Source organism: Mycobacterium sp. NPDC050551 (assembly GCF_040674075.1).
Taxonomy (GTDB): domain Bacteria; phylum Actinomycetota; class Actinomycetes; order Mycobacteriales; family Mycobacteriaceae; genus Mycobacterium.
The window spans coordinates 376,425-393,221 of the sequence record NZ_JBFARC010000005.1 but is presented as its reverse complement, the minus strand read 5'-3'; the positions used below and the strand labels follow the sequence as shown (position 1 = coordinate 393,221).

Genomic DNA, 16,797 nt, shown 5'->3' with positions numbered 1-16,797 from the left:
GACACCGATCGCGGACGGGCAGTCCCCTGTAGCTCAATTGGCAGAGCATTCGGCTGTTAACCGAAGGGTTGCTGGTTCGAGTCCAGCCGGGGGAGCCACATCTTCCACTGTCGCGCAGCTCAGATGCGACGGCTTCAGCCACACCGGCACATTGAAGGTCGCTGCGGCTGTGCTGGCAGACCCCTGTCATGGCGGGGCCCGCCAGCCCGGGCGTGCATAGGCTCTTTTCACACACATCAGTCGATGGGGCGTTACCGACCAAGGTCTTGCAACGGCGCCGATCCTGCGTCCACCGCTGAACTCATCGATGCTCGAGGAGAGGACGCGACATGCCGTTCAAGATCCGATTCACAGCCGCACTGGTGGGGGCGGCGGCGTTGTTGGGCGCCGTCGGTGTCGATGTCGCGCAGGCGGGCACGTACCCGAAGAACGGCTCGTATCACGTCGGCGGCGAGGGAGCCACGGTCGAACCGTCGGCCGACCCCACATCACTGGAGACCGCGTCGTTCGCACCCAATATGGACAGCGTGCCGCAGTTCTGCACCATCCCGTGGAGCACCGGCGGCTGCGGGTGACAGCCGACGGCGCCCCGGGGCGACACCTCAGGTACGGGCGGCGAGAAGCTTGTCCAGCTTGCCGAGTTGGGCCTTATAGCCCCACTTCATGCCGAAGGCCGCCATCTTGGCCTTGGGGCCGATCTGGGTGATCGTGACGTGCAGTCGCACGGTGGTCGTCCCGTCGTGCTCCTGCAGGGTGATGTCATTGGTGTGGTGGATCGTCGAGGTGTCCTCCTCGCCCTCGGTCCACGACCTGGCGTCGTAGGACAGCGCCGACGGCTCCTCGATGCGGGTGAACGTGCCCGTCATGGGCCAGCGGGTGCCCTGGTACTTACCCATCGCCTCGTTGGCCTCCATCACGACGTGGATGCGGCCGCCGATCCGCAGATCCATCTCGCACTCGGGTACGAAAGTCTTCTCGGGGCCCCACCACTGCCGCAGCATGTCCGGACGCGTCCATGCGTCCCACACCACGCCGATGGGCGCGCGGTAGTCGCGTTCGAGGTCGAGTTCCTTCGTCTTCTTCAACAGGCCGAACATCGTGATCCTTTCGTCAGTCCCCTTGCGGGTCGTCGTCGGTGAGGGATTCGAGAAACCGGCCCAACGAGTCGAGCCGGATGTTCCACAGGCGTTCGAACGACTCGACCCAGCGGCCGATCTCGGCGAACGGCTCCGCCTCGAGGCGGTAGATGCGTTGCCGGGCAAGCGATTCTCCGGCGACGATCCCCGATTCACCCAGTACCCGCAGGTGCTTGCTGACCTGAGGCTGACGGATGTCGAGCGTCTCGGCGATCTGACCGACCGACAGAGGGCCGGAACGCAACAACTCGACGATCCGCAGCCTGCTGGGTTCGGCAAGGGCCCCGAAGATCGTCGCCTGCACACGGCCAATGTAGGGCTTTGACATATTCCTGTCAAGGAATACGTCTATGCACGCCAGGGGAATCGGCGTGTGTGGCTCACAAGCGCGGAGCTAAGGGATTCCGGGGCCCGTCGGCTTCCTGCCCTGCTGCTGGCGCGCGGCCTGGGCCAGGGCGTTGACGAGCGGATTCGCCGCGAGTATCTGGCGGCGTTCCTCGTCGGACATCTCGTAGAACGCCCACACGCCCCACGCCGCGGGACGCACGTACAGCGTCACCGTCCTGCGCTGCGTCTGCTGGAACACCGCGGGCACCGGGACGACGCGATCCAGGACGGCGGCGCTGGCCATCTCCTCGGCGAGCTTGTCCCGGTCGGCCGACTCGTCGAGCTCGTAGATCAACGACTGGCCGCCGGCCTTGGGCGGGCCTTGCAGCGCGAGGAACCACGCCATCGGGTACTCCTTCTCGATCGAGGAAGTTCGTCAGACGCAGCGTAGGAGATCGAACTTCTAGGCGGGCCCGGCCGTCATCAGCTCCTCGGGATCCATCATCGCCGCGTAACGCAGTTGCTCGGGGATCCCGAAGCCGTCCACCAGCGTCTCGGCGTAGGGCCGCAGCGTGCGGCACCGTTCGTTGATCCCGCGGGTGACCGCCTTGGCGCGTTCGGTCGACAGGAAGCGGTGCTCGATGAACCACGCTTTGTCGTCCTCGATGACCGACAGCGCGTAGAGGTCGCAGACCATCCCCAGGATGCGGCGCGCCTCCTCGTCCTCGCACCCGTCGATGCCGGCGACGAACGCCTCAAGCACGATGCGGTCGATGTGGGCCTGGGCGGTGTGCAGCACATGGTCCTGCACCGAGTTGAACGCGTCGAACGCCGACATCTCCTTCGACTTCGACTGCAGCCTGCGGGCCACCGACGACAGCAGGTACTCCTCGCGGTCCTCGAACATCTGCACCTGGGTGCCGCGGTTGAACAGGCTGCCCTCTTCCTCGTTGTCCTGGCGGGTGTCGAGGATGGTCTGCATGATCGTCTCGGCCGCTGTCCGTTTCATCACGCGGGTGCCGACGGTGTTGGCGGCGAAGCGCACCCATCCGACCGGGCTCATGCTCTTCACGTCGTCGGCGTAGGCGGTCAGGAGTTCCTTGGCCACCAGCTGCGTCAGTACGTGGTTGTCACCCTCGAACGTGGTGAACACGTCGATGTCACCGCGCAACCCGATGAGCCGGTTCTCCGCGAGGTATCCGGCGCCGCCGCAGGCTTCCCGGGCCTCCTGGATGGCCCGGCTGGCGTGCCAGGTGTTCGATGCCTTCAGGCCGGCGGCCCGGGCCTCGAGCTCACGCTGCTCCTCGGCGTCGGGGTTGTCCGAGCTCTGCAGCTCGTGGCACTTGGCGACCAGCTCGTTCTGCGCGAACTGCAGCGCGTACGACCTCGCGATCAGCGGGAACAACCGGCGCTGGTGCACCAGGTAGTCCATGATGAGCACCTCGCTGTCGTCGCCCGGCGCCTCGAACTGCCTGCGCTGCAACGCGTACCGGGTCGCGATGTCGAGTGCCACCCGCGCGGCCGCGGCGCCGCTGCCACCCACCGTCACCCGCCCGCGGATCAGCGTGCCGAGCATCGTGAAGAAGCGCCGGTTGGGGTTGTCGATCGGCGACGTGTACGTGCCGTCCTCACTGACGTCGCCGTACTGGTTGAGCAGGTTCACCCGCGGCACGCGGACGTTGTCGAACACGATCCGGCCGTTGTCGACACCGGGCAGCCCGCCCTTGTAGTCGCAGTCCGACGTGGTCACTCCGGGCAGGTCGTTGCCGTCCTCGTCGCGGATCGGAACCAGCACGCAGTGCACGCCGTGGTTGACCGGCTCGCCGTTCTCGTGGGTGATCAGCTGAGCGAAAACCGCTGCCATCCGCGCGGTTTGAGCCGCACCGCCGATGTAGTCCTTGCGCGCCGTCGGGGTGGGGGAGTTGACCACGAACTCACCGGTGGCGGCGTCGTAGGTGGCGGTGGTCTCGAGTGACTGGACGTCGCTGCCGTGCCCGGTCTCGGTCATCGCGAAGCAGCCGAGCAGTTCGCAGGAGATGATCTTGGGCACGTACTCCTCGTGGTGCCGTTCGGTGCCGAGGTTCTCCACGGCGCCGCCGAACAGGCCCCACTGCACACCGGCCTTCACCATGAGTGACAGATCCGACATCGCCAGCATCTCGATCTGGGTGATGGCGGCGCCCACGTCACCGTTGCCGCCGTGCTCCTTCTTGAACCCGTCCTCGGCCGCGCCCTTCGCGGCCATGATCCGCAGCTGCTCGGCCACCTTGGTGCGAGCGATCACGGTGTTGGGCGTGTAGTGCGGTTTGAAGATCTCCGTGGAGAGCTCCTCGCGCATCTGGTTCTTGACGTCGCGCCAGCGGCCGTCGAGCGAGTTGCGTAAATGATCCGCAGTGGTGGTCATACCTGACGGTAACCCGTGGTCCGCGCGGGGAAACTGTGATGTGCGAAACCCAGGCTTACCTTGCTGGATACCGGCCACGGGCCGGGGTTGAATCGTGGCATGACCCAGCCTCAGTCGGCGTCACCCGGACCCGCACCATGGCGGCCGCACGAGTTCGACCACCGGCACGGCGACGTCAGCGGCGGCTGGCTGCGGGCCGCCACGTTCGGCGCGATGGACGGCCTGGTCAGCAACACGGCTTTGATCGCGGGCGTCGGTGCCGCCGCGCATGCGCCCGCCGTGGTGCTCAGTGGAATGGCGGGCCTGGTCGCCGGCGCGTTCTCGATGGCGCTGGGCGAATACACCTCGGTGCGGACGGCCAACGAGCAGATCGAGGCCGAGGTGCGGGTGGAGAAGCGGGCGTTCCGCAGGCACCCCCAGGCCGAGCGGGCCGAGCTGACCGACATGCTGGTGACCATGGGGATGACGCCGCAGACGGCTGCCGCCGCGTCGGAGGAGATCCACCGCGACGAGAACCGGGCAATCAACTTCCACCTGGTGCAGGAACTCGGCGTCGACCCGCAGGAGAAGCCGTCACCCTATGTGGCCGCCCTGTCGTCGTTCTTCATGTTCGCCATCGGCGCGGTGGTACCACTGATCCCGTTCCTGTTGGGCTTCGAATCACTCTGGGCGGGACTGGCTCTGGGCGGCGTGGGGCTGTTCCTGGCCGGCGGCGCGGCCGCCCGGTTCACCGGCAAGCCGTTCTGGTTCGCCTCATCGCGGCAGTTCGTGCTGGGCGCGGTGGCGATCGCGGCCACCTATGCCGTCGGCTCGCTCATCGGCACGGTGGTCTGACCGTCGATGCCGCTCCGCCTCGCCGTTTCCTGCATGCTGCTGCTGCTCAGCGGGTGCAGCGCTGCCCAGGCACCTGGCGCGCCGACTGGCTGGACCTACCTCGGCGGGTCGGAGGTGCGATCGGGGTTCCCGTTCGAAGGGACCGTCGTCGGCGGACTCTCCGGCATCACCTACGACCCCGGCCGTGAGGCCTACTACGTCATCAGCGACGACCGCTCGGCGAAGAGTCCGGCCAGGTTCTACACGGTGCGGATACCATTCGCCGACAACAGGTTCGACGAAGTGCAGTGGGTGTCGTCCACCGTCCTCAGGAATGTCGACGGAGAACCGTACGCCCCGCTCGACGCCGACGCGCGACCGCCGGTGATCCCGCCCGACCCCGAGGGCATCGCCTTCGACGCACGGCATCAGCAGCTGTTCTGGTCCAGTGAGGGCGCCCGCGACGTCGAGAATGCCGAGCGGCCACTGCTGTTGGACCCCTGGGTACGGGTGGCCGGTCTCGACGGCGGCTACCGCGGGCGCTACCCGTTGCCGCCCGGGCTGGCGATGTCGGCGCAGCCGTCGGGTGCGCGTGCCAACGCGGCGCTGGAGGGTCTGACACTCACCCCGGATGGCACGGCACTGTTCGCCGCCATGGAGGGGCCCACCTTCGCCGACGGCGAACCGCCCACCGGGTCGCACGGGGCGCTCACCCGAATCACCCGCTACGACACCGCAACCGGCGAGCCGGCCGCGCAGTACGCCTATCCGGTCGACCCGGTCACCGCGGGCGGTGACGGCGACAACGGCCTGTCCGACCTCGTCGCCCTCGACGGCGACACGTTCCTCGTGGTGGAGCGCGGCTACGGCGACAGGGTTTCCGCGCGCATCTACCGGGCGAGCACCGCAGGCGCCGACGACGTCATCGGAAGGTCCTCGCTGGGCGCGGGCCCGCCGGTCGCCGCGATGAGGAAGGAACTCGTCGTCGACCTCACGGCGGTTCCGGGCATCGGGCACCTCGACAATGTCGAGGGAATGACGCTGGGGCCGAAGCTGTCCGACGGCCGCCAGAGCGTGGTGCTGGTCACCGACGACAATTTCTCGCCACGTCAGGTGACGCAGTTCCACGTCTTCGCGATGTGATTCTCAGCTGTCGCTGCCGACCGTGACCGCGGTGGCCTCGGTGAGGTCGTCCCGTTCGTCGTCGCTGTCGAGGTTCGGCAGATGGCGGCGCGTCGCCGCGAGCACGCCGGCCGCGACCAGCACCGCACCCGCGCCCACCCAGAACGGAAGGTGCACGCTCACCTGTTCGCCGAGCACACCGGCCAGCCAGGGCGCCACCGCCGCGCCGCCGAACCGCATGAAGCTGTAGGCCGCCGAGGCGACGCCGCGCTCCACCGGAGCCGCCTTCATCACGGTCTCGGTGATCAAGGTGTTGTTCACACCGATGAACAGGCCCGCCACCACCACGCACGTCGCGAGCACCGCCTTGGAGTCGGTGCCGACGGCCATCACGGCCAGGGTCGCCGTCATCGCCAGCAGGTTGACGATCAGCACCGGCAGGGTCCCGAACCGGTGCTGCAGCCGCGGTGCGACCACCACCGATGTGAAGGCGAGTGCCAATCCCCAGCCGAAGAAGATCAGCCCGATCCCGTGGGCGTCCATGTCCAGTGGGAACGGTGTGAACGCCAGCAGGGTGAAGAAGCCGAAGTTGTACAGCAGTGCGGTGACCGACACCCCGAGCAGGCCGCGGTGTCGCAGCGCCCGGAACGGGTCGGCCAGCGTGGTGGCGTGGGCGGCCCGCGGTGTCGCGGGCAGCAGGATCGCGGTGACCACCAGCGCCACGGTCATCAGCGCCGAGACCCCGAAGAACGGTCCGCGCCAGGAGATCGACCCGAGCACGCCGCCGACCAGCGGCCCGACCGCAATGCCGAGGCCCAGCGCCGCCTCGTAGAGGATGATCGCCTGCGCGACCGATCCGCGGGCCGAGTTGACGATGGTGGCCAGGGCGGTAGCGATGAACAGCGCGTTGCCCAGCCCCCACAGCGCCCGCCACCCGACGATGCCCGCCACGGTGTCGGACAGCCCGGCCAACCCGGCGCCGGCGATGATGATCACCAATCCGATCAGGAGCGTGCGCTTGGGGCCGATGCGGCTCGACACCACTCCGGTGACGAGCATCGCCACCCCCATCACCGCCATGTAGCTGGTGAACAGCAGCGACACCTGCGACGGCGAGGCGTCGAGGTTGTCGGCGATCGGTTTGAGGATCGGGTCGACGAGGCCGATGCCCATGAACGCGACGACGGACGCGAAGGCGACGGCCCAGACGGGCTTGGGTTGGCGCCACATGCGGCGGCTTCCTCCTGGAGTCGGTTAGTCGGTGGTCTTCCTGGTGGGCGCCGCCGCGTCGGCGAGCAGGCGGCGCAGCACGACGACGGCGTCGGCGAGTGTCTGGCGGTCCGCCTCGTCGAGCCGTTCGAGATACGGGTCGAAGGCGGCGCCGCGGTCGGCGCGCACCTGTTTGAGGGCCTGCACGCCGGCCGGGGTGATGCGGATCAGCACCGCGCGCGCATCGCCGGGGTCGACGGTCCTCGACACCAGGCCGGCGTCCTCGAGGCGGCGCACCTGCGTCGTCATCGTGGGCTGTGAGCAGTGGTCGAGCGCGGCGAGATCGGAGATGCGGGCCTCGCCCTGGTCCTCGATGGTGGACAGCAGCCGGCCCTGCGCGACGGGCAACGGCAGCCGCACCCGCTGGGTGGCGAGCCGGTTGATCCGGGCGACGACCGACAGCAGATCGGAACCCAGCGTCGGTCCGGTCGACTCGTGCGCGGGGCCGGTCTGCTCGCGGTCGGCGCCGACATCCTCGGTGGCGGGAGGCGGGGTCATGCGGTCCATAATACATAGATTCACTATGTAGGCGTGGGATGTGCCGCGACCTGCCGGGGAAGGGCCGCGCGAGCCTGACTGGCAGAATCGTGCAATGACCGCGACCCAGCCGCCGAGGCAGCCTCGACGCGCAGGATCGCTCCAGCCCGGAGATCTCGCCCAGGCCGCCGTGATGGCGGCGCTGTGTGCGGCCACTGCCATCATCGCGGTCGTGGTGCCCTTCGCCGCGGCGCTGTCGCTGCTCGGCAGCGTGCCGATGGGCGTGCTCGCCTACCGCTACCGGCTGCGGGTGCTGGTGACGGCCACCGTCGCCGGCGGGCTGATCGCCTTCTTGATCGCCGGGATGGGCGGGATGATGACCGTCGTCGACTGCGCCTACATCGGCGGCTTGACCGGGATCATCAAACGCCGCGGCCGCGGCACTCCGACGGTGATCGTCGCCGGACTCGCCGCGGGCGCCGCATTCGGGGCCGCATCCGTCCTGGCCCTGACAGTGCTGTCCCGGCTGCGCAATCTGATCTTCGACACGATGACCGCCAACATCAACGGTCTGGCCGCGATCATCGCGCGGATCCCCGACTTCTGGGGGCTGGTGCCCGAGACGCAGCCGGCGGCCGACGCGCTCAAGAGCGGGTTCGCGACGGCGCTGCGGTACTGGCAGTTCCTGATCGGCGGCTTCGGAGTGCTCAGCATCCTGTTCGTCACACTGGTCGGCTGGTGGGCGCTGTCCAAGGTGATCGACCGCCTGATGGGCGTCCCGGACGTGCACAAGCTCGAGGCGGGTGGTGAGGGTGGACCGGTCGCCCCGGTGCCGGCCCGGCTGACCGACGTGCGCTTCCGTTACCCCGGCGCCGACCACGACGCGCTCGGTCCGGTGTCCCTGACGGTCGAGCCCGGCGAGCACCTGGCGATCACCGGGGCCAACGGCTCGGGCAAGACCACGTTGATGCTCGTGCTGGCCGGCCGCGATCCGACCGGCGGCACCGTCGACCGCCCGGGGGCTGTCGGACTCGGGCGGCCGGGCGGGACCGCGGTGATCATGCAGCATCCGGAGAGCCAGATCCTCGGCACCCGGGTGGCCGACGACGTGGTGTTCGGGTTGCCGCCCGGAACGACCCCCGACGTCGAGCGGCTGCTCGCGGAGGTCGGGCTCGACGGCCTCGCCGAGCGCGACACCGGCGGCCTGTCAGGTGGCGAACTGCAGCGGTTGGCCGTCGCGGCGGCCCTGGCCCGCGAGCCGAGGCTGCTCATCGCCGACGAGGTCACCAGCATGGTGGACCAGCAGGGCCGAGAGTCGCTGCTGGCGGTGCTGTCCGGTCTCACCGGGCGCCACGAGATGTCGCTGGTGCACATCACGCACTACAACGACGAGGCCGATTCGGCCGATCGCGTCGTGAACCTCACCGGCAACGGCGGGGACGCGGACAACATGCCGATGGTGGAGACCGCAGAGGCTCCGCCGCCGTCGGCCGACACCGGCCACCGCGACGGCGCACCCGTGCTCGAGCTGATCGACGTCGGGCACGAGTACGGCAGCGGAACGCCATGGGCGTCCACGGCATTGCGCGACGTCAACGTCGTCGTGCACGAGGGCGACGGCGTGCTCATCCACGGATTGAACGGCTCGGGCAAGTCCACCCTGGCCTGGATCATGGCCGGGCTGACAGTGCCGACCACCGGCCAGGCGCTGCTGGACGGCGAGCCGGTCTCCGACCACGTCGGCGCGGTGGCGTTCTCGTTCCAGGCCGCCCGGTTGCAGTTGCTGCGCAGCCGCGTCGATGCCGAAATCGCCTCGGCGGCAGGGTTTTCCCCGCGCGATCACGATCGGGTGCGCAAGGCGCTTGCCGCCGTCGGGCTCGACGCCGCGCTGGCCACCCGGCGGATCGACCAGCTCAGCGGCGGCCAGGCCCGACGGGTGGTGCTCGCCGGCCTGCTGGCCCGGTCACCGCGCGCGCTCATCCTCGACGAGCCACTGGCCGGGCTGGACGCCGCCAGTGCCCGGGGACTGCTGAGGTTGCTGGTCGACCTGCGCCGCAACAACGGCCTGACCGTGGTGGTGATCTCGCACGACTTCTCCGGACTCGAGGAGCTGTGCCCGCGCACCCTCAACCTGCAGGGCGGCGCACTGGCGCCCGCGCCGACGACCGCAGGCGGTGTGTCGTGACCGCACCGAATCGCAAGCAGCGCCGACCGGTGGTTCTGCTCCGTCCCGTACCCGGTACTTCGGTCATCCACGACATGTGGGCGGGCACCAAGCTGCTCGTGGTGGCCGCCATCGGGTTGCTGCTGACCTTCTATCCGGGGTGGGCGCCGATCGCCGCGGTCGGCGTACTCGTCGTCGCAGGCGCGAAACTCGCACGCGTTCCCCGCGGGGCGCTGCCGTCCGTTCCGTACTGGCTCTGGATCCTGTTGTTCTTCGGCGGGCTGACCGCCACCTTCGCCGGCGGCAGCCCGGTGATCGAGATCGGCGCGATGGACGTCGGACTCGGCGGGCTGTTCAACTTCCTTCGCATCACCGCGCTGTCGATCGTGCTGCTCGGGCTCGGGGCGATGGTGTCGTGGACCACCAACGTCGCCGACATCGCGCCCGCAGTCGCGACGCTCGGCAGGCCGCTGCGGGCGCTGCGGGTGCCCGTCGATGACTGGGCGGTCGCGATCGCCATGTCGCTGCGGGCTTTTCCGATGCTGATCGACGAGTTCCGCATCCTGTACGCGGCGCGCCGGCTGCGGCCCCGCCAGCAGCTGCCGACCCGGCGGGCACGCAGGCGGCGGTGGCTCATCGAGGTGATCGACCTGCTGGCGGCCACCATCACCGTCGCGCTGCGGCGTGCCGACGAGATGGGCGACGCCATCACCGCCCGCGGCGGGGCGGGACAGATCTCGGCGGCGCCCTCGCGGCCCGCCCGCCGTGACGCGATCGCCTTCGCGGTGGTGTTCGTGGTGTGCGGTGCGGCGCTCGCCCTCGAACTCACGGTGCTCGGCAGCAGCAGTTACAAGGCGTCGTAACCGGTTCAGACCTCATCGCGGGTGCGCGCCTCGACCTGTGCGTGGACGGGGGCTGCGGCGACCATCGTGAAAGGTAGGGCGAGCGGGTAATCGGGCTCGAGGGAATGGATTTCGGTCCGCCGGATGATGGTCGCCAGAGCCAGGGTGGCCTCCAGCATGGCGAAGTGGTCGCCGATGCAGGTGCGAGGCCCTGCACTGAAGGGGATGTACTGCCAGCGGTCGCGGCCCTTGCTGTTCTGTGGGGTGAACCGGTCTGGGTCGAACCGGAGGGGGTCATCCCACAGCGCGGGGTCGCGGTGCAGCGCATACACGCCCACTGCGCACACGGTGCCCGCTTTCACGAGGTGGCCAGCCACCTCGATGTCGTGAGTGATCAGTCGGGGAATCGAGGGGCCCGGCGGGCACAGGCGCAGCGACTCGTGCAGCACGCGCACCGTGAATGCAAGGCGGGGAACATCATCGGCGGTGAGTTCCCGGGCACCGATCGCGTCGGCCTCGGCGCGCACCTTGTCCTGCATGTCGGGATGACGGCCCAGCGACCACAGTGCATAGCTCAGTGTCGTGGCCGTGGTGTCGTGTCCGGCGACCATGAAAACGACGAGTTCGTCGCAGATCTCGTCGTCGGTCAGCGCGCGACCCGTGATCGGGTCGACGGCTGCGATCATGGCCCGCACCAGTGGGGCGTCGCGAGTGGCGTCGTCGCGGCAAGCCTGCAGGGTTTCGGCGGCCACCCGGCGCAATGTGGCGGCCGCAGCGCGGGCTCGGCGGCGAGCGGGGGTGGGCAGCCAGCGGGGTGGTTTGACCGGGGTGGTCAACCGTGCGGTGACGTAGCCCAGCGCAGTCCGCAGGGGTTCGGCGATCGCGTCGATACGCGCGTCGAGATCGATGCCGAGTATCGAGCGGCCGAGTGCGCGCAGCGTGAGTCGGCGGCACTCGGCGTCGAGGTCGACCATCATCGCGTCGCCCCAGCTCGCGGCGATCGCTTCGGCGGCCTGGGTCATGTGCCCGCCGAACGCGCGGACGTTGTGTTTCGTGAACAACGGCTGCAGGGCGCGTCGACGGGGGAGCCAGCGGTCGTGCGTCATCGTGAACAGGCTGGCACCGAGGATTTGGCGTACCTCCTCGTGGGCGGGAGCGCGCTCGGCAGAGCTGCCAGTGTGGCCGAGAATGTCGCGTGCCGCTCCGGGAGAGGTGGCGATCACGAACTCCGGCGACACCCACTTGGGGGCAAGTTTCAATCGCGTCACGTGTCCGCCGGCATCGCGGAGGACTTCTTGGCCGGTGTGAAACGCCTTGATCGCCTTGAGCTGCTCCCGGTAGGGCAACGGGTTCCTCGGCGCCGGCGCAAGCTCGGCAAAGTCAGGGGGTGTGCTCGCCTCGATCATGAGAATCTCCTCGTCCGGTTGAACTGAGGTTCCGTCACCGGGCCGCTGACAGCATCGGCCAACGCGCGTAGATCTCGTCGGGCCGGCGGCGAAATCTACGCGCCTATGCGGATGTTTGCCGCCTGTGAATGACCGATGCTGACTACCATGAGCGAGATTTCCCCACGGGTGGAGATGCCGGCGCTGAGGTGGAGCGATGATGGCGTGAGCGGACATGTTCCTACCGGTACGGTCACGCTGCTGCTCGCTGATGCCGAGGGGTCGACCCGGTTGTGGGAAACAGCGCCGGAAAAGATGACCGCCGCCTTCGCCAACCTCGATCGCACACTTGCCGAACTGGTTTCGGCCCATCACGGCGTGCGACCGGTCGAGCAGGGCGAAGGTGACAGCTTCGTGGTCGCTTTCACCCGGGCCAGCGACGCGGTGGCATGCGCGCTGGCGTTGCAGCGAGCGCCGTTGGCACCGATCCGACTTCGGATCGGCATCCACACCGGCGAGGTGCGGCTGCGTGACGAGGACAATTACATCGGCCCTGCCATCAATCGCACCGCCCGCATCCGTGACCTGGGGTACGGCGGTCAAACTCTGTTGTCCGGAACGACCAGTGACCTGGTGGCCGACCTGTTGCCCGACGGCGCGTGGCTCTTTGACCTGGGCACCCATCCGCTGCGGGACCTGCCACGCCCCGAGCGCATCGTGCAGCTCCGCCATCCGGACCTGCACAACGAGTTCCCGCCGCTGCGGGTGCATGATGTCGTTGCCAACCCACGCCTTCCGCTTCGGCTCACCCGCTTCATCGGACGCGTCGGCGCGATTAACCAGATAGCTGAGTTGTTGAGCGTCAACCGGTTGGTCACCCTCGTCGGCGCCGGCGGCGTCGGCAAGACACGCCTCGCGGTGCAGGTCGCCGCTGCCGTCGCCGGTCGATATCCAGACGGTGTCTGGTACGTCGACCTCGCACCGATCTCCGACTCCGCGCTGGTGCCCGTGACGGCGGCGCGCGCGTTGGGCCTGCCGGACCAACCCGGCCGATCACCGATGGAATCGATGACCTGGTTCATCGGTACGCGACGGATGATGGTGGTGCTGGACAACTGCGAGCACGTGCTCGACGCCTGCGCAGCGTTGAGCGTCGGCGTGTTGGGTGCATGTCCCGGCCTGACACTGTTGGCCACCAGTCGGGAGCCCATCGGGGTGGACGGTGAGCAGATCTGGCGGGTGCCATCTCTGTCTCTGGCTGACGAGGCCGTCGAGTTGTTCACCGATCGTGCCCGACGGGCACGACCCGACTTCACGGTCACTGCTGCCGACGAGGCCGCGGTGACGGAGATCTGCCAACGGCTCGATGGCATGCCGCTGGCGATCGAACTCGCCGCGGCGCGGGTGCGAACCCTCTCACTGGTCGAGATCGTCGACACTCTCTACGACCGTTTCCGCCTGCTCACCGGGGGATCGCGCACCGCGGTGCGGCGCCAACAGACCCTGCGGGCTTCGGTCGACTGGTCGCACGCGCTGTTGACCGAACCCGAACGCGTGGTGTTCCGCCGCCTGGCGGTGTTCATGGGCAGTTTCGACCTGATCGCCGCCGAGGCGGTGGCGGGTGACACCGAGGTGGAGCGGCACCAGGTGCTCGATCTGCTCTCTCTGCTGGTCGACAAATCCCTGTTGGTGTCCGAAGGCGCCCGCGGTCCGACCCGGTACCGGCTGTTGGAAACGGTTCGCCAATATTCGCAGGAAAAGCTCGGGGAGTCCGGCGAAGCCGACGCTGTCCGATGCCGTCACCGTGACCACTACACAGCGATGGCGGCCCGGCTGGACAATCCGGCGCACGCCGATGACGGGCGGACCGTCGAGCAGATCGAACGCGAAATCGACAACCTGCGGGCTGCTTTCGCCTGGAGTCGAGAGGGCGCTGACATCACGCTCGCATTGCAACTCGCCTCGTCGCTGCAACCGCTTTGGCTCACTCGGGGGCGCCTCCGAGAAGGACTGGCCTGGCTCAAGGCCGCCCTCGCCGGCGAGGGTGCGCAGGACTCCCCGGTACCGCCCGCAGTACGCGCTCGGGCACTCGCCGACAAAGCCTGGCTCGATGCCACAGTGATCTCCACCGACAGCACCGATGGGGCTGAAGAAGCGCTGGCGATCGCACGCGAACTCGACGACCCGGCCCTGCTGTCGCGCGCCCTGGTCGCATGCGGAGCGGCCAACGGCTACAACCCGGAGGTGGCGCCGCCGTACTTCGTTGAGGCGCTCGAGCTGGCTCGAACTCTGGGCGACAGCTGGACAGTGAGTCTGATCCTCGGCTGGCAGGCGGTCGGGGCTGTCGCCGCCGGCAACCCGGTAGGCGCGCGAGCGGCCGCTGAAGAAGGACGCGAACTCGCCGATGCCGTCGGCGACCCCTTCACCTCACGGCTGTGTCGTTGGTCGCTCGGAGTGGCGGACATGGCTGAAGGAAATCTCGCCGCAGCAGCAGCTCAGTTGCGTGATCTGGCGGCAGAGGCCGATGCGGCTCACGACCTGCTGTTCGTCGTCAGCTGTCTGTACGTTCGGGGCCAGGCGTTGGCGTATCAGGGAGACACCGACGCGGCGCGGGCCGCGGCCACCGCGGCCGTCCAGGCCGCTGCACAACTCGGAGGGTGGCACGAGGGTCTGAGCTATCTGTCTCTGGGTATCGCGGCGCTGGCAGACGGTGATGTGGCGGGGGCGACTGATGCACTCACGAGCGGGTGGGACCGCATCCGTGTTCAGCCCGAAACCGCAGGGCTCAACCGTGTGTGGATGAGCCAGGCCGCACTGGCGCGCGGTGATGTCGACGTGGCCCGATCGTGGGCTGAGGACGCCGTCGCGGCGACGACGGGTCTGCAGCTGTCGGCGGCTCTGACGATTCGAGCTCGCGTGGCGTTCGCCGACGGCGACTCACGTGGCGCCGAGCGGGACGCACACGACGCCCTCGCGTGTGCGGCCGACATCAAGGCATTGCTGCTGGTGCCCGACATCCTGGACTGTCTTGCTCGCCTGGCCGCGGAAGCCACCAGTCACTCGGAAGCGGCCCGGCTCTTCGGCGCAGCAGAGGCCGTCCGCTCACGCACCGGCGAGGTCCGGTTCAAGATCTACCAGGCCGACTATGAAGCGTGCGTGGCCGGGCTCCGAGACGTGATGGGCGAAGCGGCTTTTGACGCGGCCTGGACGCAGGGAGCGGCGTTGTCCACCGAGGAGGCGGTCGCTTACGCGCAACGCGGCCGAGGCAGCCGGAAACGCGCGGCAACCGGCTGGGAGGCTTTGACGCCGACGGAGCGCGACGTGGTCGGCCTCGTCATCGAGGGGCTCGGGAACAAAGAGGCGGCCGCGAAACTCTTCATCTCTCCCCGCACCGTGCAGACCCACCTCACGCACGCCTATGCCAAGCTCGGCGTGACCTCTCGCATGCAGCTTGCGCAGGAAGCCGCTCGCCGACGGCGCCAACTGGACGCAGAAGCGCCCCGGCAGTAACTCGGGTCGGAACGCCGAAGTCTCAGCGACGGGCGGCGGCGTTGGCCGCGGCCTGGGCGTCGGCCAGGCTGTGCGCGACGTCGGCGCGACCCAGGAACATCTCGTCGAAGTAGGGCTTGATCGCCTGGTAGCCGGCAGCGAAACCCTCGCCGCCGGGGGCCGGGATCCGCGGGCCGCGCAGCACCCGGAAGAACGGCGAGACGTCGACTCCGCGGGAGCGCCAGTGGTTGAAGTAGACCGGTTGGGCGGCCAGCACGGCGGGTATCGCCGCACCCTGCGCGCCGAGGAACTCGTTGCCTGCCTTGCTGCCCATCCAGGCCAGCACCTGCCGCACCGCGTCCGGGTGCTCGGTTGCCGAATTGCCCGCTGCCGCAATCCCGTTGGTCACGCTGACGCGGCCCTTCGGACCGTCGGGAAGCATCACCACGCCCCAGGGGAAGCGGGCCTGCTCGGCGATGGCGGCCAGGTTGTAGGTGCCGGACTGGAACATCGCCATCCTGCCCTGCAGGAACTGGTTGCGGGAGAAGTCTCCGTTGTCGTTGGTGTCCGACGCGGGCGGCGCGACGTGGTCGTCGTTGATCAGGCCGACCAGATACTCGAAGGCCTGCACGGCCTGCGGGTTGTAGAACGCGAAGCGGTCACCGACGGTGAAGACGCCGCCGGCCGAGCCGATGTAGTTCAGGTAGATGCCCTGCAGGTCGTTGGCGGCGTTGTAACCCCACTGCCGGATGCGGCCCGGGTCGAAACCCGGTGTGCCCGCACGACGGCCGCGATCGTCGACGGTCAGCCTGCTCAGCAGCGCACGTAGCGTGTCGTCGGGGCCGGGGGACCAGCGCATGGTCACCAGTTCGGTCAGTTCGACGCCCGCGGCGGCGACGAGATCGGCGTTGAAGTACACGGCGATGCCGCCGTCGGTGAGTTGCGGCACCGCCCATAGAGTGTCACCGCGGGTGAACTGGTTGACCACCGACGGTTCCCACGCCCGAATGGCTCCGGGGCCCAACGTCTCCGCGATGTCGAGGAGCCGGCCGTTGTCGGCGTACTCGGCGAAGTACGCGTTGGACAGCCAGAAGACGTCGGCGGCGCCGCCGCCCGCCACGTCGGTGCGCAAGGTGTCGAAGTACGTCGAGTACGCCACCACGTCGACCCGCACGTCGATGTCGGGATGTTCGCGGCCGAACTCGGCAAAGGATTCCCGGTAGGCCGCGGCCACCCGGTCGTCCCACACCCGCACCGTGACCACCGTGCGGCCGTCGGTGCCGGTGGTGCGGCCCAGCAGCATCGCGGCCACCAGGAGCAGCGCCATCACCGCCGCCAGTCCGCCGAACGCGAGCGTGGAGGTGCGCGG

General features: G+C 68.8%; 14 protein-coding genes and 1 tRNA gene. 7 read left to right on the top strand and 8 right to left on the bottom strand.

What is annotated here, in order from left to right:
* Nucleotides 1-22: 22 nt before the first annotated feature.
* Together AB0K11_RS21635 and AB0K11_RS21630 are read left to right on the top strand one after the other, a co-directional pair.
* Nucleotides 23-98 (top strand) — tRNA-Asn (locus AB0K11_RS21635).
* A gap of 231 nt (nt 99-329) precedes the next feature.
* Complete coding sequence (locus AB0K11_RS21630; RefSeq protein ID WP_364981516.1) at nt 330-575, top strand: hypothetical protein; 246 nt, start codon at nt 330-332, stop codon at nt 573-575.
* Between the two features lie 27 nt (nt 576-602).
* Here the strand turns inward: AB0K11_RS21630 and AB0K11_RS21625 are convergent, their stop codons facing one another.
* From AB0K11_RS21625 to AB0K11_RS21610, 4 genes are all read right to left on the bottom strand, one after another.
* The gene (locus AB0K11_RS21625) at nt 603-1,097 is read right to left on the bottom strand and encodes an SRPBCC domain-containing protein (protein ID WP_364981513.1); all 495 of its coding nucleotides are present in this window, start codon (nt 1,095-1,097) and stop codon (nt 603-605) included.
* Nucleotides 1,098-1,110: 13 nt separating this feature from the next.
* Nucleotides 1,111-1,440, bottom strand: a complete 330-nt coding sequence (locus tag AB0K11_RS21620; protein ID WP_364981510.1) for a metalloregulator ArsR/SmtB family transcription factor — start codon at nt 1,438-1,440, stop codon at nt 1,111-1,113.
* Between the two features lie 90 nt (nt 1,441-1,530).
* Nucleotides 1,531-1,869, bottom strand: a complete 339-nt coding sequence (locus AB0K11_RS21615; protein WP_364981507.1) for a hypothetical protein — start codon at nt 1,867-1,869, stop codon at nt 1,531-1,533.
* A 57-nt stretch (nt 1,870-1,926) separates the two neighbouring features.
* Complete coding sequence (locus AB0K11_RS21610) at nt 1,927-3,867, bottom strand: acyl-CoA dehydrogenase (RefSeq protein WP_364981504.1); 1,941 nt, start codon at nt 3,865-3,867, stop codon at nt 1,927-1,929.
* A 99-nt stretch (nt 3,868-3,966) separates the two neighbouring features.
* Here AB0K11_RS21610 and AB0K11_RS21605 point away from each other — a divergent pair, with 99 nt between their 5' ends.
* Together AB0K11_RS21605 and AB0K11_RS21600 are read left to right on the top strand one after the other, a co-directional pair.
* On the top strand, nt 3,967-4,701 hold the full coding sequence (locus tag AB0K11_RS21605; protein WP_364981501.1) for a VIT1/CCC1 transporter family protein: 735 nt from the start codon (nt 3,967-3,969) through the stop codon (nt 4,699-4,701).
* Nucleotides 4,702-4,707: 6 nt separating this feature from the next.
* Nucleotides 4,708-5,823: an esterase-like activity of phytase family protein gene (locus AB0K11_RS21600; protein ID WP_364981499.1), complete on the top strand. Its 1,116-nt coding sequence runs from the start codon at nt 4,708-4,710 to the stop codon at nt 5,821-5,823.
* Between the two features lie 3 nt (nt 5,824-5,826).
* On the opposite strand, the gene AB0K11_RS21595 is transcribed toward AB0K11_RS21600, so the two are convergent.
* Both AB0K11_RS21595 and AB0K11_RS21590 read right to left on the bottom strand, forming a co-directional pair.
* Nucleotides 5,827-7,032 carry an MFS transporter gene (locus AB0K11_RS21595; protein WP_364981496.1) on the bottom strand — a complete coding sequence of 402 codons (1,206 nt, stop codon included), beginning with the start codon at nt 7,030-7,032 and terminating at the stop codon, nt 5,827-5,829.
* 24 nt (nt 7,033-7,056) lie between these two features.
* Nucleotides 7,057-7,569, bottom strand: coding sequence for a MarR family transcriptional regulator (locus AB0K11_RS21590; protein ID WP_364981493.1), 513 nt, complete (start codon nt 7,567-7,569; stop codon nt 7,057-7,059).
* Nucleotides 7,570-7,663: 94 nt separating this feature from the next.
* Between AB0K11_RS21590 and AB0K11_RS21585 the strand changes: the two genes are divergently transcribed.
* Together AB0K11_RS21585 and AB0K11_RS21580 are read left to right on the top strand one after the other, a co-directional pair.
* Nucleotides 7,664-9,733 carry an ATP-binding cassette domain-containing protein gene (locus AB0K11_RS21585; protein ID WP_364981490.1) on the top strand — a complete coding sequence of 690 codons (2,070 nt, stop codon included), beginning with the start codon at nt 7,664-7,666 and terminating at the stop codon, nt 9,731-9,733.
* Complete coding sequence (locus AB0K11_RS21580; protein WP_364981487.1) at nt 9,730-10,575, top strand: energy-coupling factor transporter transmembrane protein EcfT; 846 nt, start codon at nt 9,730-9,732, stop codon at nt 10,573-10,575. The genes AB0K11_RS21585 and AB0K11_RS21580 overlap by 4 nt, the downstream gene beginning before the upstream one ends.
* A 5-nt stretch (nt 10,576-10,580) precedes the next feature.
* Here AB0K11_RS21580 and AB0K11_RS21575 read toward each other — a convergent pair whose 3' ends face one another.
* Nucleotides 10,581-11,960, bottom strand: a complete 1,380-nt coding sequence (locus AB0K11_RS21575; protein WP_364981484.1) for a cytochrome P450 — start codon at nt 11,958-11,960, stop codon at nt 10,581-10,583.
* Nucleotides 11,961-12,107: 147 nt separating this feature from the next.
* On the opposite strand from AB0K11_RS21575, the gene AB0K11_RS21570 reads away from it, so the two are divergent.
* Nucleotides 12,108-15,449, top strand: a complete 3,342-nt coding sequence (locus tag AB0K11_RS21570; RefSeq protein ID WP_364981481.1) for a LuxR family transcriptional regulator — start codon at nt 12,108-12,110, stop codon at nt 15,447-15,449.
* Nucleotides 15,450-15,471: 22 nt separating this feature from the next.
* On the opposite strand, the gene AB0K11_RS21565 is transcribed toward AB0K11_RS21570, so the two are convergent.
* Nucleotides 15,472-16,755 (bottom strand): sugar ABC transporter substrate-binding protein, encoded by a 1,284-nt coding sequence (locus AB0K11_RS21565; RefSeq protein ID WP_364981891.1) that lies wholly within the window; start codon nt 16,753-16,755, stop codon nt 15,472-15,474.
* Nucleotides 16,756-16,797: the final 42 nt, after the last annotated feature.